Annotated in this window: 17 protein-coding genes; 13 read left to right on the top strand and 4 right to left on the bottom strand. The window is 71.2% G+C overall.

All coding sequences use genetic code 11. The features are described from left to right. The first annotated feature begins 1 nt into the window (after position 1). The 8 genes from OHS18_RS44940 to OHS18_RS44905 all read left to right on the top strand — a co-directional run bounded on the left by OHS18_RS44940 (position 2) and on the right by OHS18_RS44905 (position 13,619). On the top strand, positions 2–835 hold the full coding sequence (locus tag OHS18_RS44940) for an urea amidolyase associated protein UAAP1 (protein WP_328614905.1): 834 nt from the start codon (positions 2–4) through the stop codon (positions 833–835). After that, positions 832–1,467, top strand: coding sequence for an urea amidolyase associated protein UAAP2 (locus OHS18_RS44935; RefSeq protein ID WP_328614904.1), 636 nt, complete (start codon positions 832–834; stop codon positions 1,465–1,467). The genes OHS18_RS44940 and OHS18_RS44935 overlap by 4 nt, the downstream gene beginning before the upstream one ends. Beyond that, positions 1,464–4,991, top strand: a complete 3,528-nt coding sequence (gene uca / locus OHS18_RS44930) for an urea carboxylase (protein ID WP_328614903.1) — start codon at positions 1,464–1,466, stop codon at positions 4,989–4,991. Before OHS18_RS44935 ends, uca begins: the two co-directional genes overlap by 4 nt. Further along, on the top strand, positions 4,988–6,580 hold the full coding sequence (locus OHS18_RS44925) for an allophanate hydrolase (protein WP_328614902.1): 1,593 nt from the start codon (positions 4,988–4,990) through the stop codon (positions 6,578–6,580). Before uca ends, OHS18_RS44925 begins: the two co-directional genes overlap by 4 nt. A gap of 1,597 nt (positions 6,581–8,177) precedes the next feature. Then, entirely contained in the window at positions 8,178–9,362 is a 1,185-nt protein-coding gene (locus OHS18_RS44920; RefSeq protein WP_328614901.1) for an HNH endonuclease signature motif containing protein, read from the top strand. A 199-nt stretch (positions 9,363–9,561) separates the two neighbouring features. After that, positions 9,562–10,179, top strand: a complete 618-nt coding sequence (locus OHS18_RS44915) for a DUF998 domain-containing protein (RefSeq protein ID WP_328614900.1) — start codon at positions 9,562–9,564, stop codon at positions 10,177–10,179. Positions 10,180–10,275: 96 nt separating this feature from the next. Next, positions 10,276–11,508, top strand: coding sequence for a thiolase family protein (locus OHS18_RS44910; RefSeq protein ID WP_328458696.1), 1,233 nt, complete (start codon positions 10,276–10,278; stop codon positions 11,506–11,508). Next, positions 11,508–13,619: a 3-hydroxyacyl-CoA dehydrogenase NAD-binding domain-containing protein gene (locus tag OHS18_RS44905; protein WP_328614899.1), complete on the top strand. Its 2,112-nt coding sequence runs from the start codon at positions 11,508–11,510 to the stop codon at positions 13,617–13,619. The genes OHS18_RS44910 and OHS18_RS44905 overlap by 1 nt, the downstream gene beginning before the upstream one ends. A 4-nt stretch (positions 13,620–13,623) precedes the next feature. Here the strand turns inward: OHS18_RS44905 and OHS18_RS44900 are convergent, their stop codons facing one another. The 4 genes from OHS18_RS44900 to OHS18_RS44885 form a co-directional block, all read right to left on the bottom strand. Continuing rightward, complete coding sequence (locus OHS18_RS44900) at positions 13,624–14,139, bottom strand: permease-like cell division protein FtsX (RefSeq protein WP_328614898.1); 516 nt, start codon at positions 14,137–14,139, stop codon at positions 13,624–13,626. Between the two features lie 161 nt (positions 14,140–14,300). Next, positions 14,301–15,425: a sensor histidine kinase gene (locus OHS18_RS44895; RefSeq protein ID WP_328614897.1), complete on the bottom strand. Its 1,125-nt coding sequence runs from the start codon at positions 15,423–15,425 to the stop codon at positions 14,301–14,303. Beyond that, a complete protein-coding gene (locus OHS18_RS44890; RefSeq protein ID WP_247049032.1) occupies positions 15,422–16,099 on the bottom strand; it encodes a response regulator transcription factor in 678 nt (225 codons plus the stop codon). Before OHS18_RS44890 ends, OHS18_RS44895 begins: the two co-directional genes overlap by 4 nt. 35 nt (positions 16,100–16,134) lie before the next feature. Continuing rightward, positions 16,135–17,646 carry a PucR family transcriptional regulator gene (locus OHS18_RS44885; RefSeq protein ID WP_328614896.1) on the bottom strand — a complete coding sequence of 504 codons (1,512 nt, stop codon included), beginning with the start codon at positions 17,644–17,646 and terminating at the stop codon, positions 16,135–16,137. A gap of 106 nt (positions 17,647–17,752) precedes the next feature. Here OHS18_RS44885 and OHS18_RS44880 point away from each other — a divergent pair, with 106 nt between their 5' ends. The 5 genes from OHS18_RS44880 to OHS18_RS44860 are packed head-to-tail and all read left to right on the top strand — an operon-like array spanning position 17,753 to position 24,587. Next, the gene (locus tag OHS18_RS44880; protein ID WP_328614895.1) at positions 17,753–19,204 is read left to right on the top strand and encodes a sodium:solute symporter; all 1,452 of its coding nucleotides are present in this window, start codon (positions 17,753–17,755) and stop codon (positions 19,202–19,204) included. Further along, a complete protein-coding gene (gene speB / locus OHS18_RS44875) occupies positions 19,197–20,141 on the top strand; it encodes an agmatinase (protein WP_328458710.1) in 945 nt (314 codons plus the stop codon). Before OHS18_RS44880 ends, speB begins: the two co-directional genes overlap by 8 nt. Next, entirely contained in the window at positions 20,138–21,793 is a 1,656-nt protein-coding gene (locus tag OHS18_RS44870; RefSeq protein ID WP_328614894.1) for a thiamine pyrophosphate-binding protein, read from the top strand. Before speB ends, OHS18_RS44870 begins: the two co-directional genes overlap by 4 nt. Beyond that, positions 21,790–23,142, top strand: a complete 1,353-nt coding sequence (locus OHS18_RS44865) for an aminobutyraldehyde dehydrogenase (protein WP_328614893.1) — start codon at positions 21,790–21,792, stop codon at positions 23,140–23,142. The genes OHS18_RS44870 and OHS18_RS44865 overlap by 4 nt, the downstream gene beginning before the upstream one ends. Beyond that, positions 23,139–24,587: a purine-cytosine permease family protein gene (locus OHS18_RS44860; protein WP_328614892.1), complete on the top strand. Its 1,449-nt coding sequence runs from the start codon at positions 23,139–23,141 to the stop codon at positions 24,585–24,587. The genes OHS18_RS44865 and OHS18_RS44860 overlap by 4 nt, the downstream gene beginning before the upstream one ends.

The raw sequence follows: 24,587 nt of genomic DNA, 5'->3' as shown, positions 1-24,587 counted from the left end.
GATGAGCACGACCGCGACCACCTACGGCGCGCGTGACCACGCCCGGGCCCAAGCGGGCACCGTCGTCGACACGATGCCGTCGATCCCGGCGAGCACGTGGTCGTCCCCGCCACCGGGGGTCGCGCCCGAGGCGCTGACCTGGGCCGAGACGATCGCCGGCGGCGGGTACACGCACAAGGTGCTGGCCCGCGGCACCCGGCTGCGGCTCACCGACGTCGAGGGTGACGCGTGCGCGCACCTGCTGCTGTTCAACGCCGATCAGCCCTGGGAGCGGCTGAACGTCGCCGACACGGTGAAGGTGCAGTGGAACGCCTACCTCGGCAGGTCCGTGGCGCTGCTGTCGGACCAGGCCCGGGTGCTCGCGACGATCGTCGAAGACTCCAGCGGCCGCCACGACGCGCTGTGCGGGACGTCCACTGTGGACGGCAACACCGAGCACTACGGCGACGGCGCCCCGCAGGGCCTCTCCCCCGCCGGGATCCCGCTGTTCACCTTGGCCGCGGCGAAGAACGGGCTCGGCCCGCGCGACCTGCCGCCGAGCCTGTCGTTCTTCCAGGGCGTGCGCGTGGGTGCCGCGGGTGAGCTGGAGTTCACCGGCTCCGCGAGCGCCGGGAAGTCCGTGGACCTGCGGATCGAGATCCCGTCGATCGTGCTGCTCGCGAACGTGCCGCACCCGGTCGACCCGCGGCCGGGCTACACGGCGACCAGGCTCGAAGTTCTCGCCTGGCGGGACCATCCGTCCACTCCGGACAGTCCCGAATGGACGCACACACCCGAGGCGCGGCGCGCCTTCGAGAACACCGCCGACTACCTGACCGCGAGGGGGATCGCGTGATCACCGCCTACGAGTCCCAGCCGGAGCTGACCTTCGACGTCCCCGCGCGGGCGCCGTTCTCCCTCGTGCTGCGCCAGGGCCAGGAGCTGTCGATCATCGACCTCGGTGGCAACCAGGCCGTCGACTTCCTCTGCTACGACGCGAACGACACCGCGAAACGCTACAGCGCGGCGGCGACGATCGCCGAGCAGCGCAACATCTTCCTGACCACGGGCAGTGTGCTGCGCACCCAGGAAGGCGCGCCGCTGCTGACCGTCGTCGCCGACACCTGCGGGCGGCACGACACGCTCGGCGGCGCGTGCAGCAAGGAGTCCAACAGCCTGCGTTACGGCCAGCACACGCGATTCCAGCACGCGTGCGTCGAAAACTTCCTCTACGAGGGCGCGAAGTGGGGTCTCGGCAAGCGCGACCTCGTCAGCAACGTCAACTGGTACATGAACGTGCCGGTCGAGGCGGACGGCACCCTCGGCATCGTCGACGGGATCTCCGCGCCGGGCCTGGAGGTCCGGCTGCGCGCCGAGACCGACGTCCTGGTCCTGGTGTCGAACTGCCCGCAGATCAACAACCCGTGCAACGGGTTCGACCCGACACCGGTCCGGCTGGTCGTGACGGCTCCCGGAGGCGAGGCGTGAGACTGCTCGTCGCCAACCGCGGCGAGATCGCCGTCCGGATCCTGCGCAGCGCCAGGGAACTGGGCCTCGAGACCGTGGCGGTGTACTCCGACGCCGACCGCCTGGCCCCGCACGTCCGGCTCGCCGACCGGGCCGTCCGGCTCGGCCCGGCACCCGCGGCGGAGAGCTACCTGCGGGCCGACGCGATCATCGCGGCCGCGATCGAAACCAGCTGTGACACCGTCCACCCGGGCTACGGCTTCCTGTCCGAGGACGCGGCGTTCGCGCGGGCCTGCGAAGACGCCGAGCTCGCGTTCGCCGGCCCGTCCCCCGAGCACCTGGAGGTGTTCGGCAGCAAGCACACCGCGCGTGCGGCGGCGATCGCGGCGGGTGTCCCGCTGCTGCCCGGCACCGGGCTGCTGTCCGATGTGGACGAAGCGGTGGCCCGCGCGGCGGAAATCGGGTACCCGGTGATGCTCAAGGCCACCGGGGGCGGCGGCGGGATCGGGATGCGCGCGTGCGCCACGCCCGAGGAGCTGCGGTCCGCCTGGGACGGCGTGCGCGGCATCGCGGCCAAGAGTTTCGCCAGTTCCGGGGTGTTCCTGGAACGGCTGGTGCGCCACGCGCGGCACGTCGAGGTCCAGGTGTTCGGCGACGGCTTCGGCGAGGTCCTCGCGCTCGGCACGCGTGACTGCTCCCTGCAGCGCCGCAACCAGAAGGTCGTCGAGGAATGCCCGGCGCCGGACCTGCCCGACGCCGTCCGCCGGCACCTCGTCGACTCGGCGATCGCGCTGTGCTCGTCGGTGCGGTACCGCTCGGCGGGCACGGTCGAGTACGTCTACGACCCCGAGCGCGGCGAGGCGGCGTTCCTCGAGGTCAACACGCGCTTGCAGGTCGAGCACCCGGTCACCGAGGCGGTGTACGGCGTCGACCTGGTCGCCTGGATGCTGCGGCTCGCCCAGGGCGACCGCGCGATGTTCCGGGCCGTGCCGATCGCGCGCGGGCACGCCGTCGAGGCGCGGGTGTACGCCGAGGACCCGAGCGCCGGCCACCGCCCGAGCGCGGGCCTCGTCACGCGGTTCACGCGGCCCGCCGGCGCCCGGGTGGACACCTGGGTCGAACCGGGCACGACCGTCACCACGCACTACGACCCGTTGCTGGCCAAGGTGATCTGCACCGGCACCGACCGCGCGGACGCCCTGGCGAACCTGCGGACGGCCCTTTCCGCGACGCGCGTCGACGGCGTCCGGACCAACCTCGGGCAGCTGCGCGCGGCCGCCGCCGACCCGGCGTTCGGTGCCGCGGCCCATGACACGTCCACTTTGGACTTCGTCGAGGACACTGAGCCGAGGATCGACGTCGTGCGCGGCGGGACGATGACGACCGTGCAGGACTGGCCGGGCCGTACCGGCTACTGGCACGTCGGCGTGCCGCCGAGCGGCCCGATGGACGACCGTTCGCTGCGGCTGGGCAACCTCGCGCTGGGCAACCCCGAGGGCGCGCCCGGCCTGGAGTGCACGGTGGACGGCGTCACGCTGCGCTTCTCCCACACCACCGACGTGTGCGTCACCGGTGCGCCGGCTTCGGTCTTCGTCGACGGTGCCGAAGTTCCCCTGTGGACACCCGTAGAGGTGCCCGCGGGCGCGTCCCTCGACGTCCGGGCGTGCACGGCGGGGCTGCGCAGCTACGTGCTGATACGCGGCGGCATCGACGTGCCGGAGTTCCTCGGCAGCGCGGCGACGTTCACCCTGGGCCGCTTCGGCGGGCACGGCGGCCGCGCGCTGGCCGCGGGCGACGTCCTGGCACCCGGGCCGGTGCCCGCGGACCCGGTCGTCGGCCCGGTGACCGACCGCCCGGAGTTCACGTCGCACTGGACGATCGGCGCGCTCGAAGGACCGCACGCGGCCCCGGAGTTCTTCACCCCCGAAGACGTCGACACGTTCTACGCCACCGATTGGCAGGTCCACTTCAACTCGGCACGCACCGGCGTCCGGCTCGTCGGGCCGCGGCCGAAGTGGGCGCGCGCGGACGGCGGCGAGGCGGGGCTGCACCCGTCGAACATCCACGACACGCCGTACGCGATCGGGGCCGTCGACTACACCGGTGACCTGCCGATCCTGCTCGGCCCGGACGGCCCCAGCCTCGGCGGGTTCGTCTGCCCGGCGACGGTCGCCACCGGCGAACGCTGGAAGCTCGGGCAGCTGCGTCCCGGCGACACCGTGCGGTTCATCCCGGTCGACGCCGACCACGCGGCGGCCCTGCGCACACGGCCCGCGGCGGCGGTGACGCCCAGCCGCGCGGCCCGGGACGACGGCGGCGTCCTCACGCGACTGTCCTCTTCGGACGACGAGCCGTCCGTGACCTACCGGCGCAGCGGCGACGACAACCTGCTGATCGAGTACGGCGAGATGCACCTCGACCTGGCGCTGCGGATGCGGGTGCACGCGCTCGCCGAACGGCTCGCGGCCGAGGGGGTGCCGGGAATCGTCGACCTGACGCCGGGCATCCGGTCGCTGCAAGTGCACGTCGACCCGGACGCGCTGCCGGTCGGCAAGGCGCTCGGGCTGGTGCGGGAGCTGGAACGCGACCTGCCGCCGACGGCGGATCTCGTGGTGCCGAGCCGCAGCGTCCGGCTCCCGCTGTCGTGGGACGACCCGGCGACGCGCGAGGCGATCGAGCGGTACATGACGGGCGTGCGCGACGACGCGCCGTGGTGCCCGTGGAACATCGAGTTCATCCGGCGCGTCAACGGGCTGTCCAGTGTGGACGACGTCTATCGCACGGTGTTCGACGCGGAGTACCTGGTGCTCGGGCTCGGCGACGTCTACCTGGGCGCACCGGTCGCGACGCCGCTCGACCCGCGCCACCGCCTGGTCACGACCAAGTACAACCCGGCGCGGACGTGGACGGCGGAGAACTCGGTCGGCATCGGCGGCGCGTACCTCTGCATCTACGGGATGGAGGGACCGGGCGGGTACCAGTTCGTCGGGCGGACCGTGCCGGTGTGGAACAGCTGGCGTGGTGCGGAACAGCCGTGGCTGCTGCGGTTCTTCGACCGGATCTCCTGGTACCCCGTGTCCGCCGACGAGCTGCTGGACCTGCGGGCGCGCTCGTCGGCCGGCCAGCTGGAGCTCGACGTCACCGACGGCTCGTTCGTCCTGGCGGACTACCAGAAGTTCCTTTCCGACAACGCTTCCGGCATCGCCGATTTCCGGGCGACGCAGGCGGCGGCGTTCGAGGCCGAGCGGCAGGCGTGGGCGGCGGCGGGCGAGTTCGACCCGAAACCGGAACCGGTGACACGCCCACCAGCGCGCGTCGAGGCCCCTCCGGGCGGCCACGTCGTCGAGGCACCGTTCGCGGCGACCGTGTGGCGGGTGGACGTCACAGTGGGCCAGCGCGTCGAGGACGCCCAGTCGCTGGTGACCCTGGAGGCGATGAAGACGGAGGCGCGGATCCCGGCGCCGTCCGGTGGGAAGGTGGTCGAGGTGCTCGTGTCCCCCGGTGACCAGGTGGCGCCCGGCACGCCGCTGGTGGTGCTCGGATGAGCGTGCTGGAACGCGTGCGCGCGGCGTACCGGCGCATCGAGCAGGTCGACCGGCCGGAGATCTGGATCGACCTGCGACCGGAGGCCGACGTCCTGGCCGAGGCGGCCGGTCTGGAGGAACGCGGACTGCCGCTCCACGGGAAGCTCGTCGCGGTGAAGGGCAACATCGACGTCGCCGGCCTGCCGACGACGGCGGGCTGCCCGGCGTACGCGTACCAGCCGGACGCGGACGCCCCCGTCGTCGCCCGGCTACGAGCGGCCGGGGCACTGGTGCTCGGCACGACGAACCTGGACCAGTTCGCCACGGGGCTGGTCGGCACGCGCAGCCCGTACGGCGCGGTCCGCAACGCCGTCGACCCGGCGTACGTCTCGGGCGGATCCAGTTCCGGCTCCGCGGTCGCGGTCGCCCTGGGGATCGTCGACTTGGCCTTGGGCACCGACACGGCCGGTTCGGGACGGGTGCCGGCGGCGTTCAACGGAATCGTCGGCCTCAAGCCGACGCCGGGCCTGCTGCCCACGGAAGGTGTCGTGCCGGCGTGCCGCAGCATCGACTGCGTCTCGATCTTCGCCCGGACGGTCGAGGAGGCGGCGTTCGCACTGACCTGCCTGGCGGAACCCGCCGAAGTCCACACCGGACGCTTCCGCATCGGCGTCCCCGCGGACCTCGGCCCGCTCGCGCCCGGCTGGGCGGAGGCGTTCGCCGCGGCAGCCGAGGACTACGCGGCGGCAGGCGCCGAGGTGACCACTGTGGACATCTCGGCGTTCCTTTCAGCGGCCGGACTCCTCTACGGCGGCGCGTTCGTGGCCGAACGCTACGCGGCGGTGGGCGAATTCCTGGACGCGCACCCGGACGACTGCGACCCGGTGGTCCACGGCATCATCACCGGAGCCCGCGACATCCGCGCGCACCACCTGTTCGCCGACCAGGAAACCTTGGCCGGCCTGCGATCCGAGGCCCTGGCCGTAGTGGCCGGCGTCGACGCGATCCTCCTCCCGACGACCACCGAGCACCCCACCCTCGCCGAAGTCGCCGCAGACCCGGTCGCCGTCAACGCGCGCCTCGGCCGATTCACCAACTCCACCAACCTGTTCGGGCTGTCGGCGTTGGCGGTCCCAGCCGGGACGGTGTCCGGACGCCCGTTCGGCGTCATGCTGGTCGGCGCTGCCCACAACGACCTGAAGCTGGCCGCACTGGCGTCCCTACCGGGCCCCCGAGTGCCCCTGGTCGTCGTCGGCGCTCATCTTCGAGGTCAGCCTTTGAACCACGAACTGACCTCCCGTGGCGGGCGGTTCGTCTCCGAAGTCTCCACCTCTCCTGCTTACCGGTTGTACGCGTTGGACACTGTCCCGCCCAAGCCCGGTCTGGTGCGGGTCGCGTCCGAGGGCGTTTCGGTGGCCGCGGAGGTGTGGTCCCTTCCCTTGCTGGGCTTCGGCGAGTTCGTCTCGCGAATCCCGTCCCCGTTGACCGTCGGCAAGGTCGAACTGGCGGACGGCCGCGAGGTGCCGGGCTTCTTGTGCGAACCATCGGCAACGGAGAGCGCAAAAGACATCTCACACACCGGCGGCTGGCTCGGCTACCTGCAGAGCTGAGCCCGTCGCCGGATTCCAGGTGGGCTGCGTGCCGGGCTCTTTTTCGAGTGCGTGCCAGCCTTGATCGGCTCTATGCCGATCTCTCGGCCGACTCTGCGGCGAACTTTCGCCCGGCCTTCAACTGAGCCGTCGTCCGACTCTGCACCAGACTCCCGCCCGGCGCTCAACCGAGCCGTCGTTCAACTCTGCGGCGAACTTCCCCGCCGGCCCTCGGCCGAGCCGTCATCTGACTCTGCACCCGACTCCCGCCCGACGCTCAACCGAGCCGCCATCCGACTCCGCACCCGACTCCCACCCGGTCCTCAACCGAGGTCCCACTCAGCCTTCTGCCGAGCCTCATCCATCTCCGTGCTGGGCTGCCAGTTCACCCCTGTCCCGAACCCTCGTCCGACTCTTACCGGGCCCTCGTCCAGCCCGGCGCCGGACTCCAGTTCGACTCCGCGCCGACCTCTCGTCCAGCCCTGACGGAGCCCTCGCCCAGCCTGTGCCAGAACCCCGTTCGACTCCGCGCCGACCTCTCGTCCAGCCCTTACCGAGCCCTCGCCCAACCATGTGCCAGAACCCCGCTCGACTCCACGCCGACCCCTCGTCCAGCACCCGCCGAGCCGTCGCCCGGCACCGTGCCGCACTCCGTTCGACTCCAAGTTGACTCTCGTCCGCCCCCTTACTGAGCCCTCGCCCTGGCACTTGCCGGACTTCCATTCAACTCCGCGCTGAGCTCTTGTCCGACCTCTACGGAGCCCTCGCCCAACTCCGCACCGGAGCGTCGCTCGACTCTTACTTAGACTCGCGTTCGACTCTCGCCGAGTTCCCTTCCAGCGCAACTGGATTCCCGTTCGAATCAACCCTGAAGTCTCGCCCTACTGCACTGAATTCCCGCCCGACCCCTATCGAGCCCTCGCCCAACTCCCTACCGGACCGCCGCTCAACTCCACAATCGAACTCTCGCCCGCCGCATACCAACGTCCCGCACTGGATTCCCGATCGACTCCGCGCTGAACTCTCGCCCGCCTGCACCAGATTCCCGCCGACTCTCTACCAATCTCTCGCCCAACTCTCTACTGACCGCCGCCCAACTCCTCAGTTGAAGTCTCGCCCGAATCATGCCCAGCCCGTCGGCCACTGCACCGAATCCCGCGCAGCTCAGCCCGAAACTCCCGCCCAGCCTCTGTCGAACTCTCACCCGGCTCAACCCTGAACCCCCGGCCCGCTCCTCTACCCAACTCGCGTTGCGGCTCACCGTGGCGGACCCGCACCGACGATCGCAAAGACAGGTCGCCCTTGGAAGGGCCGAATCCCTCGCCCTACCCATGACTACCGTGCCCAGGGTTCAAGATGCGGCTTCGCCGCCCACGTAGGAAATCACCGCCTCCCGTGGTGCCGTCCTGAGATGCTCGGCAGGCGGAGATTCCCCACGCATCGACCTCTCCACTCCCGTTTTGTCGGTGGCCACCAGTACCCTTGATATCGGGGGCTTCTCACGTCCGATTGTCCCCCCTTTCCTTATCCTGCAACAGAAGCAGCACTTCTCACATCCACTTCCGATTCACTCTTTTCGGTGATGACCTTCGCTCAGGTGTTCGGTACTGTCGGTTGTGTGAGTACCGCGATCCTTCATCCCGCCGATCAGCAGCTGGCCTCCGCCGCGCTCGATCGTTACTGCGAGCTGGAACGCGCCATCTCTCACCTTCAAGCTCAGCAAACCCGTGTGCTCGCCGAGCTTTCCCGCTATGGCAGCACCGTTTCCGTTGCCGCCGAGGTCGCGCTCGCGGTTCATGCCGACGAGCGTTACGTCGCCACCAAAGTCGCCGATGCTCGCGCTCTCACCACCCGGCTCCCTCGTACCTTGGCCGCTCTCGATCGCGGAGACATCGACGGGTACAAGGCCCACACCGTCGCCGAACTCACCCGGACCCTCTCCGATGACCTGGCCCGCGAGGCCGATCTGGTCCTCGACGGGCGGCTGCTCAAGAAGCCCGCCAACCTGCGCCAGGCCGTCAACCGCGTCATCCACAACCTCGATCCCGAAGGCTACGAACGAAGATCCCGGCAGCGCCGGCGTGCCCGCACCGTGTCGCTGCTCCACCAGGACCACACCATGAGCACCCTGATCGCCGACCTCCCTTGCGAAGCCGCGTCCGCGATCTACGCGTCCCTCACCGCCGCGGCGAAGGGGCTTCGGCGACTCGACAAGACCCGCACGCTCGACCAGCTACGCGCCGACATCCTCACCGACCGGCTCCTCAACGCCGCCAACGGTGACAGCAGCATCAAGACCCACGTCTACGTGTACGTCGACCTGCTCACCCTCACCGGCCTCAACAACGACGCCGCCTACCTGCCCGGCCACGGCCCCATCCCCGCGTGGCTCGCCCGCGACCTCGCCACGGCACCCAACTCGACGTGGTCCCGCCTGATCACCGACCCCGACACCGGCCAGCTCCTCAGCGTCGGCCGCACCAAGTACAAGCCACCCGCCGACCTCGACGACTACATCCGCGTCCGCGCCCGCACCTGCCAAACCCCCGGCTGCAACAACCCCGCCCAGTTCGGCGACATCGACCACACCACCGACTGGCAGCACCGCGGCGAAACCAGCGAAGAGGACCTACGAGGCAAATGCCGACACCATCACAGACTCAAAGACGAACCCGGCTGGACGTACATCGCGGGCCCCGGCGGCACATCCATCATCAAGACCCCCGCCGGACGCATCTACACCAGCGAGCCGGAACCCTTCCACGAACCCAGGAGACCACCCGAAGACCCACCGCCACCCTGATCACGCGGGCCGAGACCCGAGCGCGTCGCCGGAGCACCGGCAGCACCCGAAAGGATCGCGAAGCCCGACGGCCCTACATTCCCCGTCACGCCACAACCCATAACAGTCAACGGCGAATCCCGGCATCCACCTGGTAACGACCCTCAAACCCCGCCGCCGGCACGCCGATGAATCACGTAGCGACCCTCCGGAGGCGGCCATGACGACGGCGACCACATCCCCGCAGACCACGCTCGTCCACTCCTACCTCTTCCTGCGGCGCGCGATCGGCCTGATCGGGCTCGCGTTGCCGTTCGTGCTGATCCTCGGCAAACAGCTCGCCCAGGGCGGCGACCTCATCGGCTCGCTCAGCGGCTACTACTACAGTGACCTGCGGGACGTGTTCGTCGGCGCGATGTGCGCCGTCGGGGTGTTCTTGCTCGCCTACTACGGCCACGACTACGTCGACAACATCGCGAGCACCGTGGCCGGGCTCGGCGCGATCGGGCTGGCGCTCTTCCCCACCACGCCCGGCGCGGCCGCGACGACCTGGGACCGGACCTCCGGCGTCCTGCACCTGTCGTTCGCGGTGGTGTTCTTCCTGAGCTTGGCCTACTTCTGCCTGCGCCTGTTCCCGCACGACGGCGAGCAGGCACCCGGCACGAGCGTGGTCTACCGCACCTGCGGCGGCGTGATCCTGGCCTGCCTGGTGCTCATCGCCCTCACGAGCTACCTCGGGCTCGTGCCGGCGGTGCACCCGGCGCTGTGGCTGGAGAGCGTCGCGGTGTGGGCGTTCGGGGTCGCCTGGCTGATGAAGGGGCAGACGATGAACCCGTGAGTGTGCCTTAGCCCACTCGACCGGGCCACACCACTGGTTACCCGTGGGTAACAAGGGCTATCGTGCGGTCAACACCGTCTACTTTCTGGAGCATTCGTGGCCGCACCAGCAACGCCGCTTGCGCCGAACGCGCGAGGGGTACGCAACGTCGCCTTCGTCGAGGGGGTACGGACCCCCTTCGGCAAGGCCGGCGACAAGGGCATCTACGCCGGGACCCGGGCCGACGACCTGGTCGTCAACGCCATCCGGGAGCTGCTGCGGCGGCATCCGGAGCTGCCGCCCGAGCGCGTCGACGAGGTGGCCATCGCCGCCACCACGCAGATCGGCGACCAGGGCCTGACCATCGGCCGGACCGCCGCGCTGCTCGCCGGGCTGCCGAAGTCGGTGCCCGGCTTCGCCCTCGACCGGATGTGCGCCGGCGCCATGACGGCCGTCACGACCACCGCGTCCGGCATCGGCTTCGGCGCCTACGACATCGCGATCGCCGGCGGCGTCGAGCACATGGGCCGGCACCCGATGGGCGAGGGCGTCGACCCGAACCCGCGGATCATCGCCGACAAGCTGGTCGACCCGACCGCGCTCGTCATGGGCCAGACCGCCGAGAACCTGCACGACCGGTTCCCGGACATCACCAAGCTGCGCACCGACACCTACGCCGCGCGCAGCCAGGAGCGTTACGCCGAAGCGGTCAAGACCGGCAAGATCGGCCCCGAGCTGGTCCCCGTCGCCACCCGTTCGAAGGAGCTGGGCTGGGGCCTGGCCACCGAGGACGAGCCGCCGCGGCCCGGCACCACACTGGAGACGCTCGCCGGGCTGAAGACGCCGTTCCGCCCGCACGGCCGGATCACCGCCGGCAACGCCGCGGGCCTCAACGACGGCGCGACCGCGTCGCTGCTGGCCGACGAGGACACCGCCCGCGAGCTGGGCCTGCCGGTCGCGATGCGGCTGGTCGGTTACTCCTTCGCGGGTGTCGAACCCGAGGTCATGGGCATCGGCCCGGTGCCGGCCACCGAGAAGCTGTTCAAGCGCACCGGCCTGAGCATCGACGACATCGGCCTGTTCGAGATCAACGAGGCCTTCGCCGTGCAGGTGCTGGCCTTCCTCGACCACTTCGGCATCGCCGACGACGACCCGCGCGTGAACCAGTGGGGCGGCGCGATCGCGTGCGGCCACCCGCTGGCCTCGTCCGGCGTCCGGCTGATGACGCAGCTCGCGCGTCAGTTCGCCGAGCGGCCCGACGTGCAGTACGGCATCACCACGATGTGCATCGGCATCGGCATGGGCGGCACCGTGATCTGGGAGAACCCGGCCTTCGAGGGGGCGAAGTAATGACTTTCACCGCTGAAGAAGCGAAGGCCGCGTTCCCCGACGAGGTTGTCACGAACGCCGTGACGCGGCTGGTCAAGGTGCCCGGGCTCGACAAACCGGTCGCGCTGATCACGCTCGACAACGGCCACGACCACACCCGGCCCAACACGTTCGGCCCGCAGGGTCTCGTCTCCCTGAACTCGGCGCTGGACAAGGCGTTCGAGGCCGAGCCGGCCGCGATCGCCGTCACCGGCAAGCCGTTCATCTTCGCCGTCGGCGCGGACCTCTCCGGTGTCGAATCCGTGGGCGACCCGAAGCTGGCGCGCGAGATCGCCCAGACCGGGCACGACGTGTTCCGCCGCCTCACCGAGACGAAGATCCCGACGTTCGGGTTCATCAACGGCGCGGTCATGGGCGGCGGGCTCGAGCTCGCGCTGTCGTGTCACTACCGGACGCTCTCGGAGAACACCGCCGCGATCGCGTTCCCCGAGGTCTTCCTCGGCCTGTTCCCGGGCTGGGGCGGCACGCAGCTGCTGCCGAACCTCATCGGCCCGGACGCCGCCGTCACCGTGATCATCGAGAACGCGCTGGCGCAGAACAAGATGCTCAACGTCAAGAAGACGGCCGAGCTGGGCATCGTCGACGCCGTCTTCGGCTCGGCGGACTACCTCGAGCAGTCGCTGCTGTGGATGGCGAAGGTCGTCAACGGCGAGATCACCCCGGCCCGCCGCGAGATCGACCGCGGCGCCGAGTGGGACAACGCCATCGCCCGCGCGAAGTCCCTTGTGGACGGCCGGACGCACGGCGCCTCCCCGGGCGCGACCAAGGCCGTCGAGCTGCTGGAGCTGGCCCGCGAGAACGACTTGGACCGTGGCTACGCGGCTGAGACGGACGGCCTGGCCGAGCTGCTCATGTCCGACGTCCTGCGCGCCGGGCTGTACTCGTTCAACCTGGTCAACAAGCGCGCCAAGCGCCCGGCCGGCGCGCCGGACAGGAACCTGGCGCGCAAGGTGAACAAGGTCGGCATCGTCGGCGCCGGCCTGATGGCCAGCCAGCTCGCGCTGCTGTTCGTGCGACGGCTGAAGGTGCCGGTCGTGCTGACCGACGTCGACCAGGCGCGCGTCGACAAGGGCGTCGGGTACGTCCACGACGAGATCGACAAGCTCCTGGCCAAGAAGCGCGTCTCCCCGGACGGCGCCAACCGGCTCAAGGCGCTCGTCTCCGGCTCGCTCGACAAGGCCGCGTTCTCCGACGCCGACTTCGTCATCGAGGCGGTGTTCGAGGAGCTGGGCGTCAAGCAGCAGGTGTTCGCCGAGCTGGAGCAGCACGTCTCCCCCGAGGCGATCCTGGCGACCAACACGTCGTCGCTGTCGATCACCGCGATGGCGTCGAAGCTGCAGCACCCCGAGCGCGTGGTCGGCTTCCACTTCTTCAACCCGGTGGCCGTGCTGCCGCTGCTGGAGATCGTCCGCGGCGAGCAGACCGACGACGCGTCGCTCGCGACGGCGTTCTCGGTCGGCAAGCAGCTGAAGAAGTCCAGCGTGCTGGTGAAGGACGCTAGCGCGTTCGTCGTCAACCGGCTCCTGCTGCGCTTCCTCGGCGAGGTGCTGGTGGCGGTCGACGAGGGCACGCCGTTCGAGGTCGCCGACGGCGCGCTCGAGCCACTCGGCCTGCCGATGTCGCCGCTGACGCTGATGCAGCTCGTCGGCCCGGCCATCGCGCTGCACGTCGGCGAGACGCTGCACGAGGCGTTCCCGGACCGGTTCACGGTCAGCGACAACCTCGCCAAGTTCGTCAAGGCGGGCAAGAAGGGCGTCTGGGTCTGGGACGACAAGGGCAACCAGTCGCCCGACCCCGAGGTCGTCGAGCTGTGGACGCAGGGCGACAAGCCGTCCACCTCGGAGCAGGTGCGTGAGCGCGCGCTCTCGGCCATCGCCGAGGAGATCCGGATCATGCTCGACGAGGGCGTGGTCGCCGAGGCGCAGGACATCGACCTGTGCCTGATCCTCGGCGCCGGCTGGCCGTTCTGGAACGGCGGCATCACGCCGTACCTGGACCGCTCCGGTGTGTCCGAGCGCGTGAACGGCAAGCCGTTCCTCGCCCCGGGCGTCGCGTCGGTCCCGGCTTCCTGACGGATCAGTATTCGCCCTCGCGAGGGCACTTCGGCGGCGGCGCGGTGACTTTCAGCTGCGCCGCCGCCGCGTTCAGGTCGTTGACCTGCACCTGATCGGCGTTCGTGATGCGGGCGTGCAGCTCCCGCGCCCAGGCGTCCAGGTCCGTGCCCGGAACCGCGAGCAGCGACACCGACGCGGGCAACGCGTCGGGCTGGGTCGCCTGCAGCAACTCGGGCTGGTCCTTGAAGACGTCCTTGAACCGGGCGAACGCCTCCGCTTTGGTCTGGACGAACACCCGCCGCGCCTTCGGGTCGTCGTGGAAGGTGTCCGCGGCCGTGCGCATCTCCGCGTCGGTCCGGAAGTACACCGCGACCGACGCGCACAGGTTGTGCCCGGCCAGCGGAACGGGGTTTGTGTCCACCGGCAGATCGGGCGGCCGCAGCAGTGCCGCGACGAAGAACGCGAGCCCCACTCCGGCGCCCAGGGCCGCCGCGACGACCGGGACCACGATCCGGACCAGCGACCTCGGTTTCTCCACCACACCGAGGATCACAGCACACCCCGGCCGTCTTCGGCCGCCGGACACGGTCCGTTCACCGGCACGGCGCAGCGTGAAGAGCGACTGCCGAGGTGCGGGCGGGTGCTCACGTGCAGCGAACTGCCTGCGACAACAAGGATCCGGTGGCGACGGGCTGACCGCTAGCCGACCGGCAGGTGCACCGTCACCGCGAGCCCGCCGCCGACGATCGGCTCCGCCGTCACGCTGCCGCCGTGGGCGTGGACCGCCGCGCGGACGATCGACAACCCCAGGCCCGCGCCGAAGCGGGCCGTGCGGGCCACGCCCGCACGGCGGAACGGCTCGAACAGTTCCGGCACCACGGCCGGGTCCACGAGACCGCCCGACGAGCGGACGCGCAGCACCGACCACTGCGGGCCCGGCTGGGTCACAACGTCCAGCCAGCCGTTGTCGACGTTGTGGCGGACGGCGTTCTCCAGCAGGTTGCCCGCGATCCGTTCCAGCAGCGCGGGATCGCCGAACGTAGGCGCCGGCGCCATCGTGAACGCGGCCCGGATCCCGCGCTGCTCGGCCTCGACGCGGGCCGAGCGCCAGGCCCGGTCGACGACCACCGCCAGGTCCACCGGCTCGCGGACCCCGAGGCCCGCGCCGTCCGTGCGGGCCAGCAGCAGCAACGAGTTCACGAGCAGGCCGGCGCGTTCGGTCGCGTCGCGGACCACCCCGCCCATCCGGCGCAGCTCGGCCACGTCGGCGTCTTCGTCGGCGAGCGTGACGTCCAGTTCCGTGCGGATCACCGACAACGGCGTCCGGAGCTCGTGGCTCGCGTTCGCGACGAAGTGCCGCTGCGCGTCGAACGCGGCCTGCAGCCGGTCGAGCATGTCGTCGAACGTGCCGGCCAGCTCGGCCAGCTCGTCGCGCGGGCGGACCTCGCCGATCCGCTCCCCCATCGACTCGATCGACAGCCGCCGTGCCGTGCCGGTGATCTCGCGCAGCGGGAGCAGCACGCGGGAGGTGAACGTCCAGGCGAGGATCGCCGCGGCCGCCACCACCAGCAGGAACGAGATCGAGCCGAACAGCAGCATCCGGTTGCGGGCGTGCACGCGCAGGTGCTCCGCGAGCGTCGAGGCGTCCACCTGGACGCCGTCGACGACCACGGTGCTGCCCGGCGGCATCTGCGGGACCGCGTCGAGCGAGTCCCGCACCAGCGTCCAGGCCAGCCAGAGCAGCAGCAGGCTGACGGCGGCGACCAGCACGGTCGCCAGCAGGGTGATCCGGGCGCGGAGGCTGCGGGTGCCCGGCAGGTTCACGCGCGCGGCGTGCCGGGCTCCGGCACCCGGTACCCGGAGCCGACGACGGTCTCGATGATCCCCGGCTCGCCGAGCTTCTTGCGCAGCGTCATGACGGTGACCCGGACGGTCGTGGTGAACGGGTCGGCGTTCTCGTCCCAGACCCGTTCGAGCAGCTCTTCGCTGCTGACGACCGAACCGGCGGCCGAGAGCAGCACCTCGAGGACGCCGAATTCCTTGCGGGTCAGCTCGACCGGCCCGCTGGCGCGGCGCACGGTGCGCTTCGCCGGGTCCAGCTCGACGTCCCCGGCCGTCAGCAGCGGCGGCGCGGCCGGCGTGGCCCGGCGGCCCAGGGCCCGGACCCGGGCGACCAGCTCGGGGAAGGCGAACGGTTTCGCGAGGTAGTCGTCGGCGCCGAGCGACAGCCCCTCGACCCGGTCCGACACCGAACTGCTCGCGGTCAGCATCAGCACCCGCGTCAGCTCGCCGGACGCGACGATCTCGCGGCACAGCTCGTCACCGGACATCCCGGGCAGGTCCCGGTCCAGCAACACGACGTCGTACCGCGTGACGGCGGCCTTCTCGTGACCGTCGTCGCCCGTGAGCGCGACGTCCACCGCCATGCCTTCGCGGCGCAGGCCACGGGCGATCGCGTCGGCCAGGGGTTCTTCGTCCTCGACTACCAAAACTCGCACCGGACCACAATCCCATATTTTCCTGAGAGTGCCCTTTAAGGACTATGTGTGTCCGGTGTGGCCCAGCGCAGCGCGAACCACAGCCGCATCCGGGTCTCCGGGTCCGCCAGGTCCACGTCGAGCGCGCGCTCCGCCTGCGCGATCCGGTGCCGGACGCTGTTGCGGTGCACGCCCAGGGCCGTCGCGGTCGCCTCCCAGCCGCCGTGGTGGGCCAGCCACGTGCGCAACGTCGGCACCAGTTCCCGGTCCCCCGCCCGGTCCAGGGTCAGCAGCGGCTGCAGGGCCCGGGCCGCGAACTCCCGGGACGCGCCCGGCGCCACCAGCGCGTCGAAGTCGAGCGGGCCGCGGCCGGCCAGCACCGGACGGCCGAGGGCCACCGCCCGCTCCAGCAGCAGGTCCACCTCGGCGACGGCGTCGGCCAAGCGCTCGGCCGGGACCGGGGAGCCGGCCGCCGCGAGCCAGCCGTGCGCACGCAGGTCCTCCAGGTCACCCGGCGAAGGGCCGGTGATCGCGACGAACCGCGGGCCGGGCCGAACCTCGACCAGTGGCGTGTCCAGCCGCGCGCGCAACCAGTCGGGACGCAGGGCCACCTCGCCGGGTCCGCGGCGGTACGGCGCCCCGGCGACCAGCCGGCAGGTGCCGGACCCCAGCACCGCCCGCGCGACGCCTTCGGCCGACGCTTGTCCGAGCAGCAGCCCGGTGGCCGCCGCGCCCAGCTCGGCCGCGTCGGAACCGGCGCGCCCGACCAGGCCGAGCAAGGCCGCGCCGACGGCGAGGATCGCGCGGTCGGCGCTGTCGAACCGGCGGGTGCGGCCGGTGACCACCAGGTGCGACGCCGTCGCCTGCGGGTACACCGGCTGGACCACGACGACCTCGCCGCCGGCCAGCTCGGTCGTCGCGCTGCGGATCCCGCTGCCGGACCGCACGGTGGCGACCAGCTCGCGCACCTCGGGTGGCAATGGCGTGGGCGCGTCGTGGGCCGAGGCCAGCACGTCCCCGGCGCCGACCAGCGCGACCCAGGAGCGCAGCCGGTCCGCAAGCGCTTCCGTCAGCTCGCCGAGCCCGCCGCCGGCGGCCCGTGTCAACGCCTCCCGGGCCGCGGTGATCCGCCGTTGCTCCCGCTGGCCCGCCTCGGTCAGCGCGACCGAGACGGCCCGGTTGATCGCCAGGAACGGCGTCCGCGGTGGCACCACCAGCAGCGGCAGCCCGTGCCGCGCACAGGCCCGGCGCAGCGGTTCCGGCAGTGTCTCCGAGACCGTCGGGGTGAGCCCGAAGCCGAGGGCCGTCACGCCGGCTTCGCGCAGACCGCGCACGTACCGGTCGACGTCCTCGGGCAGGTTCACCCCGGCGGTGAGGATCAGCTCCTCGCCGATCAGGTACGGCGCGGGGTCGCGCAGCTCGCTGACGTGCGCCCAGCGCACCGGGGCGTCGAGCGCTCCCGGCCGCAGCGTCTCGGGGACGACGTCGAGCGCGAGCTCCCGGTTGCCGACGACGTCCCGTAACGGGACATTCACTTCGGTGGACCACGGATCCGCGTTCTGGGTCATTACGTCCTCAATTAGAGCAAGCGAAGGATGGATCATCCCATGCCGGAGGGGTGGCCCGCGAACCTACGGTGACCCGAACACCACCGAAGAGGTAAGGAGGACCACCGTGACCGGGGACTACGTGGTGATCGCGCTCTACATCGCGGGGATGCTCGGGGTCGGCTGGTACGGCCTCCGGCTCGCGAAGACGAAGTCCGACTACCTCGTCGCCGGGCGGCGGCTGGGCTGGTTCATGTACTCCGGCACGATGTCGGCCGTCGTGCTCGGCGGCGCGTCCACCGTCGGCGGCGTGAAGCTCGGCTACACCTACGGCATCTCCGGCGCCTGGCTGGTGCTCACCATCGGCGTCGGCATCCTGGTGCTGCACGCGGTGTTCGCGCGCCGGCTGGTGCGGCTCAAGGTCTACACCGTCGGCGAGATGCTCGACCTGCGCTACGGCGGCAACACCAGCGCCGTGTCCGGCATCGTGATGTGGGGTTACACCCTGATGCTCACGGTGACCTCGACGCTGGCGTTCGCCACCATCTTCAAGGTGCTGTTCGACCTGCCGAACTGGGCCGGCATCGCCATCGGCGGCGCGATCGTGGTGCTCTACTCGGTGCTCGGCGGCATGTGGTCGATCACGCTCACCGACATCGCCCAGTTCGTCATCAAGACCATCGGCATCCTGGCGATCCTGCTGCCGGTCGCGATCAGCTCCGCCGGCGGCTTCAGCGGGATGAGCGAGAAGCTCGACGCGAGCTTCTTCAGCTTCACCTCGATCGGCACGGACACGATCGTCACGTACTTCGTGATCTACACCTTCGGCCTGCTGATCGGCCAGGACATCTGGCAGCGCGTGTTCACCGCCCGCACGCCCGCGATCGCGACGTCCGGCGGCATCACCTCCGGCGTCTACTGCCTGGTCTACGGCGTCGCCGGCGCGCTGATCGGGATGGCCGCCCACGCGCTCTACCCGGACCTCGGCAGCGCGCAGGACGCCTTCGCGACGATCGTCGAGCGCTTGCTCCCGACCGGCGTCCGCGGGCTGGTGCTGGCCGCCGCGCTCTCGGCGATGATGTCGACCGCCAGCGGCGCGCTGATCGCCTGCGCCACCACCACGACGTCCGACCTGCTGACCAAGCTGGGCCTGAAGAACAGCGAAACCGGCGAAGTGCGCCGCAACCGGATCACCACGCTCGTGCTCGGCCTGGTCGCGATCGGCATCGCGATGATCGTCGACGACGTCGTCAACGCGCTCACCATCGCCTACGACATCCTGGTCGGCGGCCTGCTGGTGGCGATCGTCGGCGCGCTGTTCTGGAAGCGCGGCACCCGCCAGGGCGCGTACGCCTCGATGATCGCCGGCACGGTGTCCGTGGTGACGTTCATGATCATCGACGGCGTCGAGGCCAACACCCCGATCTACTGGGGTCTGGGCGCGAGCCTGCTGGTCTACCTGGCCGTCAGCTTCGCCACACCCCGCACGTCCGACTCGATCCTCGCCGTGTGGACCTCCCGCCTGAACGGCGGAGACACCCCCACGCCGATCCCGGAACAGGAGCCCAGCAGTGCCTAACATCGGCCCCCTCGACTCGTCGCGGATCCCCCGGTTCGCCGGCTTCGCCACCTTCGCGCGGCTGCCGCGGATCGACCAGGTCCCGCACGCCGACGTCGCCGTCGTCGGGGTGCCCTTCGACTCCGGGGTGTCCTACCGGCCCGGCGCGCGGTTCGGCCCGGCCGCCGTCCGCGAGGCGAGCCGGCTGCTGCGGCCCTACCACCCGGAGCTGGACGTCTCGCCGTTCGCCGAGATGCAGGTCGTGGACGCGGGCGACATCGCCGTCAACCCGTTCAACATCGGCGAAGCGATCGAGACACTGCAGCAGGAAGCCGAGGCGCTGCAGGCGAACGGGACGCGGCTGGTGACCGTCGGCGGCGACCACACGATCGCCCTCCCGTTGCTGCGGGCGGCGGCGAAGAAGCACGGACCCGTGGCGTTGCTGCACTTCGACGCGCACCTCGACACCTGGGACACCTACTTCGGCGAGCCGTACACCCACGGCACCCCGTTCCGGCGGGCGTCGGAGGAGGGCATCCTCGACACGAGCGCGCTGTCGCACGTCGGCACGCGCGGGCCGCTGTACGGCAAGCGGGACCTCGAAGAGGACCGCCGGCTCGGCTTCGGCATCGTGACGTCGGGCGACGTGATGCGCCGCGGTGTCGGCGAGACCGTGGACGCGCTGCGGCAGCGGATCGGCGACCGGCCGCTGTACGTCTCCGTCGACATCGACGTCCTCGACCCGGCCCACGCGCCGGGCACCGGCACCCCCGAAGCCGGCGGGATGACCAGTCGCGAGCTGCTGGAGATCCTGCGCGGCCTGCGTGACCTCAACCTGATCGGGGCCGACGTCGTCGAATTGGCCCCCGCTTACGACCACGCCGAGATCACCGCCATCGCGGCCTCCCACGTCGCCTACGACCTGGTGAGCCTGCTGACCTTGGGGAAGAGCGCATGACGGACACCGAACGCATCGGCGGCGACGTCGTCGTCGAAACGCTGCGCGCCTTGGGCGCCGACACGGTATTCGGACTGCCGGGCCAGCACGCCCTCGGCCTGTTCGAGGCCCTGCGGCGCGCCGACGACCTGCGTCTGATCAGTGCGCGCGTCGAGAACAATCTCGCCTTCGCCGCCGACGGGCACGCCCGCGCGCGGCTCGCGGCGAACCCGGACGGCCCGGTCCCGGTCACGCCCCTCGTGGTCTCCACCGGCCCCGGGGCGTTGCTGACGTTGGCTTCCCTGCAGGAATCCCGCGCCGCGTCGGTGCCGGTGCTCGGGATCTCCAGCCAGATCCCGGTCGCCGGCCTCGGCGGCGGCCGGCACGGGTACCTGCACGAGCTGCCGGACCAGCAGGCCAGCTTCGCGGGCGTCGTGAAGTCGGTGCACGTCGTGCGCAGCGCGAGCCAGATCCCGACCGCGCTGCGCGAGGCCTGGACGTCGGCGTCGACCGCGCCGTACGGCCCGGTGTGGGTCGAGATCCCCCAGGACGTGCTGCTCGGCCCGGCCGGCGTCCCGCCGATCACGTCGGTCTCGGCCGCGCCCGCTCCCCTGGCGCCGCTGCCCGAGCTGGTCACCGCGGCGGCGGACCTGCTGGCCGCGGCGGCGAACCCGGTCATCCTCGCCGGCGGCGGCGCGCTGCGGTCCGGCGCCCACGCCGAGCTGACGGCACTCGCCGAAGCGTTGCGCGCGCCCGTGCTGTCCACCTTCGGCGGCAAGGGGGTCTTCGGCTGGGACCACGAGCTGTCCGGGCAGTCGTGGCTGGAGGACTGGCACAGCACGGAGTTCCTGGCGGACGCCGACGTCCTGCTGGTGCTGGGCTCCGGGCTCGGCGAGCTGTCCAGCAACTACCGCGAGTTCGCGCCGCGCGGGCGTGTCATCCAGGTCGAGGCCGACCTGGGCAAGCTCGAGTCGAACTACCCGGGCCTGGGCATCCACGCCGATGTCCGGCTCACGCTGCAGGCCCTTCTGGAGTGGGTGCCGATGCGGCGTTCGGACGGCCGGGCCGAGGCGGCGGTCTCCGGGCTTCTGGCGCGCGTCGAGTCGCGTTTGGACGGTCAGGATCTGGCTGTCGAACGCCGGCTCGTCGACGACGTCCGCGCGGCCGTCCCCGACGGCACGCAAACGTTCTGGGACATGACGATCGCCGCGTACTGGGCCTGGTCGGTGTGGAACCCCGAGGGCGCGCCGATCCACACCTCCCAGGGTGCGGGCGGGCTGGGCTACGGCCTGCCCGGCGCGCTCGGCGGCGCCGCGGCGACCGGCGGGCCCACGCTGGCCGTGTCCGGCGACGGCGGCGCGATGTACGGCGTCGCCGAGCTGGCCACCGCCGTCCAGCACGGCCTGGACGTCACGTGGCTGATCGTCGACGACGGCGGGTACGGCATCCTCCGCGAGTACCTCACCGGCGCCTTCGGCCAGTCGACGGCCACCGAGCTGGCCCGGCCGGACTTCGTGGCGCTGGCGCGGTCGTTCGGCGTCTCCGCGAAGCTGTCCACTTTGGACACAGTCGGCGCCGATCTCGCCGAGGCGTTGCGCACGCCAGGACCGTCCGTCGTGGTCCTGCCCGCCCTGCTGAAGATGTTCGAGCCGACCCACCTGGAGAAGTCATGACGCTCGACCTGACCGACCCGGCGACCGGCGAAGTGTTCAGCACCAGCCCGATCGCCGATCAGTCCGATGTGGACACCGCGCTCGAATCGGCCGCGCGGGCGTTCACGGTGTGGCGGCGCAGCACCCCGGCGCAGCGGCAGCTCGCGCTGCTGAAGATCGCCGACGCCCTGGAGGCCCGCGCGGCGGAGTTCGCCGACCGGGAAGTGCGGGAGACCGGCAAGATCCGGTCCGTCGTGCTGGACGAGGAGATCCCGGAGTGCGTCAGCGCGCTGCGGTTCTTCGCCGGGGCGGCGCGGCACCTGGAAGGCACCGCGGCCGGGGAGTACGCGCCGGGTCACACGTCGGTGATCCGCCGCGAGCCGGTCGGCGTCTGCGCGCAGATCGCGCCGTGGAACTACCCGTTGATGATGGCGATCTGGAAGATCGCGCCGGCCCTGGCCGCCGGGAACACGGTGGTCCTCAAGCCGGCCGAGACGACCCCGTCGACCGCCGTGCTGCTGGCCGAGGTCGCCGCCGAGTTCCTGCCCGAAGGCGCTTTCACCGTCCTGACCGGCGATCGCGACACCGGCCGCGCCCTGGTCAGGCACCCGATCACGGCTCTGGTCTCGATCACCGGGTCGACGCGGGCGGGCATCGACGTCGCCACCGTGGCGGCCGCCGACCTCAAGCGCACCCACCTCGAGCTGGGCGGCAACGCGCCGCTGCTGGTCTTCCCCGACGTCGACCTCGCCTCGACGGCCGAAGGCATCGTGGGCGCCGCGTTCTACAACGCCGGGCAGGACTGCACCGCGGGCAGCCGGGTGCTGGTGCACGCCTCGATCCACGACGACTTCGTCGCGGAGCTGACCAAGACCGCCGCCGCGCAGACCCCGGGCGTCGACTTCGGGCCGCTCAACAGCCGCGCGCAGTTCGACCGCGTCCAGGGCCTGATCGAGCGGCTCCCGTCGCACGCCCGCGTCGAGACCGGCGGAGTCCGGCACGGCGACCGTGGGTTCTACTTCTCCCCCACGGTGATTTCGGGGCTGCGCCAGGACGACGAGATCGTCCAGGAGGAGATCTTCGGGCCGGTCGTCACCGTCCAGTCCTTTTCGGACGAAGACGAGGGGGTCGCGCTGGCCAACGGCGTCCCGTACGGGCTGGCGTCGTCGGTCTGGACGCGGGACCTCGCGGTCGCCGCGCGCGTCTCGGCCGACCTGGACTTCGGCTGCGTGTGGGTCAACACGCACGGCCCGCTGGTCGCCGAGATGCCGCACGGCGGGTTCGGCCACTCCGGGCACGGCAAGGACCTCTCCTCCTACGCCTTCGCCGAGTACACCCGCGTCAAGCACGTGATGACGCGGTTCGCGTGAGCGGCGGGATCACCGAGGTCGAGCAGCACGGGATCGCGCCGATCCCGCCGGAGGAACAGACTTCGCGCCCGCGTGACCTGTTCCGGATGGCGTTCGGCGGCGCGAACACGTTCGCCACGATCATCCTCGGCACGCTGCCGATCGCGTACGGCCTGAGCTTCCGGGCCGCGCTGGCGGCGACGGCGATCGGCGTGGTGCTCGGCGGGCTCGTGCTGGCCCCGATGGCGTTGTTCGGCCCGCGCACCCGCACGAACAACGCGGTGTCGTCCGGCGCGCACTTCGGCGTCGTCGGCCGGTGCGTCGGCTCGTTCCTGTCGCTGCTGACCGCGATCACGTTCTTCGCGATCTCCGTCTGGGTCAGCGGCGACGCCGTCGCCGGGGCGGCGCAACGGCTCTTCGGCTTCGACGGCGGCGCCGCGCTGCGGGCGATCGCGTACGGCGTCATCGCGCTCGCGACGCTCGTCGTCTGCATCTACGGCTACCGGTTCATGCTGCTGGTCAACCGGGTCGCGGTGGTACTGGGCACGGCGATCATGCTGCTCGGCGTCCTCGCCTACGGCAGCACGTTCGACCCGGGCCACGGCGGCACCGGCACGTACGCGCTGGGTACCTTCGGGCCGACGTTCATCCTCGCGGTGGTCACCGCCCTGGCCAACCCGATCTCGTTCGGCGCGTTCCTCGGCGACTGGTCCCGCTACATCCCTTCCCACCACAGCAAACGCTCCCTGCTGGCGGCGCCGTTCCTCGCGCAGGTGGCGACGCTGCTGCCGTTCGGCTTCGGCATCGCGACCGCGACCCTGGTCGCCGACCCGGCCGACTACATCACCGGCCTGACGGCGATTTCCCCGCTCTGGTACGCGATCCCGCTGATCGTGGTGGCGCTGATCGGCGGCCTGTCGACCGGCACGACATCGCTCTACGGCACCGGCCTGGACTTCAGCTCGATCTTCCCGCGGCTGTCACGAGTCCAGGCGACGCTGCTGATCGGCACGCTCAGCGTGGTGTTCATCTTCGTCGGCAACTTCGCGCTCGACATGGTGTCGAGCATCAACGCGTTCGCCACCCTGATCGTGCTGTGCACGTCACCGTGGATGGTGATCATGATGATCGGCTTCGTCCAGCGGCGCGGTTTCTACGACGTCGCCGACCTGCAGGTGTTCAACGAGGGCCGTCGCGGCGGCCGCTACTGGTTCACCCGCGGCGTGAACTGGCGCGCGATGGTGGCCTGGATCCCGGCGACGGCGCTGGGCCTGCTGTGCGCGAACACGCCGATGATCGCGGGCCCGCTACGCGACATCGCCGGCGGCGTCGACATCAGCCTGCTGGTGACCCTGGGCACGGCGGCGATCGCGTACCCGCTGCTGGTGAAGCTGTTCCCGGAGCCAGCGGAGGTCTTCGGCCGGGCGACCGCGCCGGTGCGCGACGCGGTGCCCGCCGAAGCCTGA

The sequence above is a fragment of the Amycolatopsis sp. NBC_00355 genome (genome assembly GCF_036104975.1).
Lineage (GTDB): Bacteria > Actinomycetota > Actinomycetes > Mycobacteriales > Pseudonocardiaceae > Amycolatopsis.
Note: the sequence above shows the minus strand (reverse complement) of the source record. Positions and strands in the feature narration are given on the sequence as shown.

Bases quoted from the DNA above. Each gene is read 5' to 3' on its own strand.
- OHS18_RS44940 (WP_328614905.1), top strand. From the start codon at position 2: ATGAGCACGACCGCGACCACCTACGGCGCGCGTGACCACGCCCGGGCC.
- OHS18_RS44925 (WP_328614902.1), top strand. From the start codon at position 4,988: ATGAGCGTGCTGGAACGCGTGCGCGCGGCGTACCGGCGCATCGAGCAG.
- OHS18_RS44915 (WP_328614900.1), top strand. From the start codon at position 9,562: ATGACGACGGCGACCACATCCCCGCAGACCACGCTCGTCCACTCCTAC.
- OHS18_RS44905 (WP_328614899.1), top strand. From the start codon at position 11,508: ATGACTTTCACCGCTGAAGAAGCGAAGGCCGCGTTCCCCGACGAGGTT.
- OHS18_RS44885 (WP_328614896.1), bottom strand. From the start codon at position 17,646: ATGACCCAGAACGCGGATCCGTGGTCCACCGAAGTGAATGTCCCGTTA.
- OHS18_RS44870 (WP_328614894.1), top strand. From the start codon at position 20,138: ATGACGGACACCGAACGCATCGGCGGCGACGTCGTCGTCGAAACGCTG.
- OHS18_RS44865 (WP_328614893.1), top strand. From the start codon at position 21,790: ATGACGCTCGACCTGACCGACCCGGCGACCGGCGAAGTGTTCAGCACC.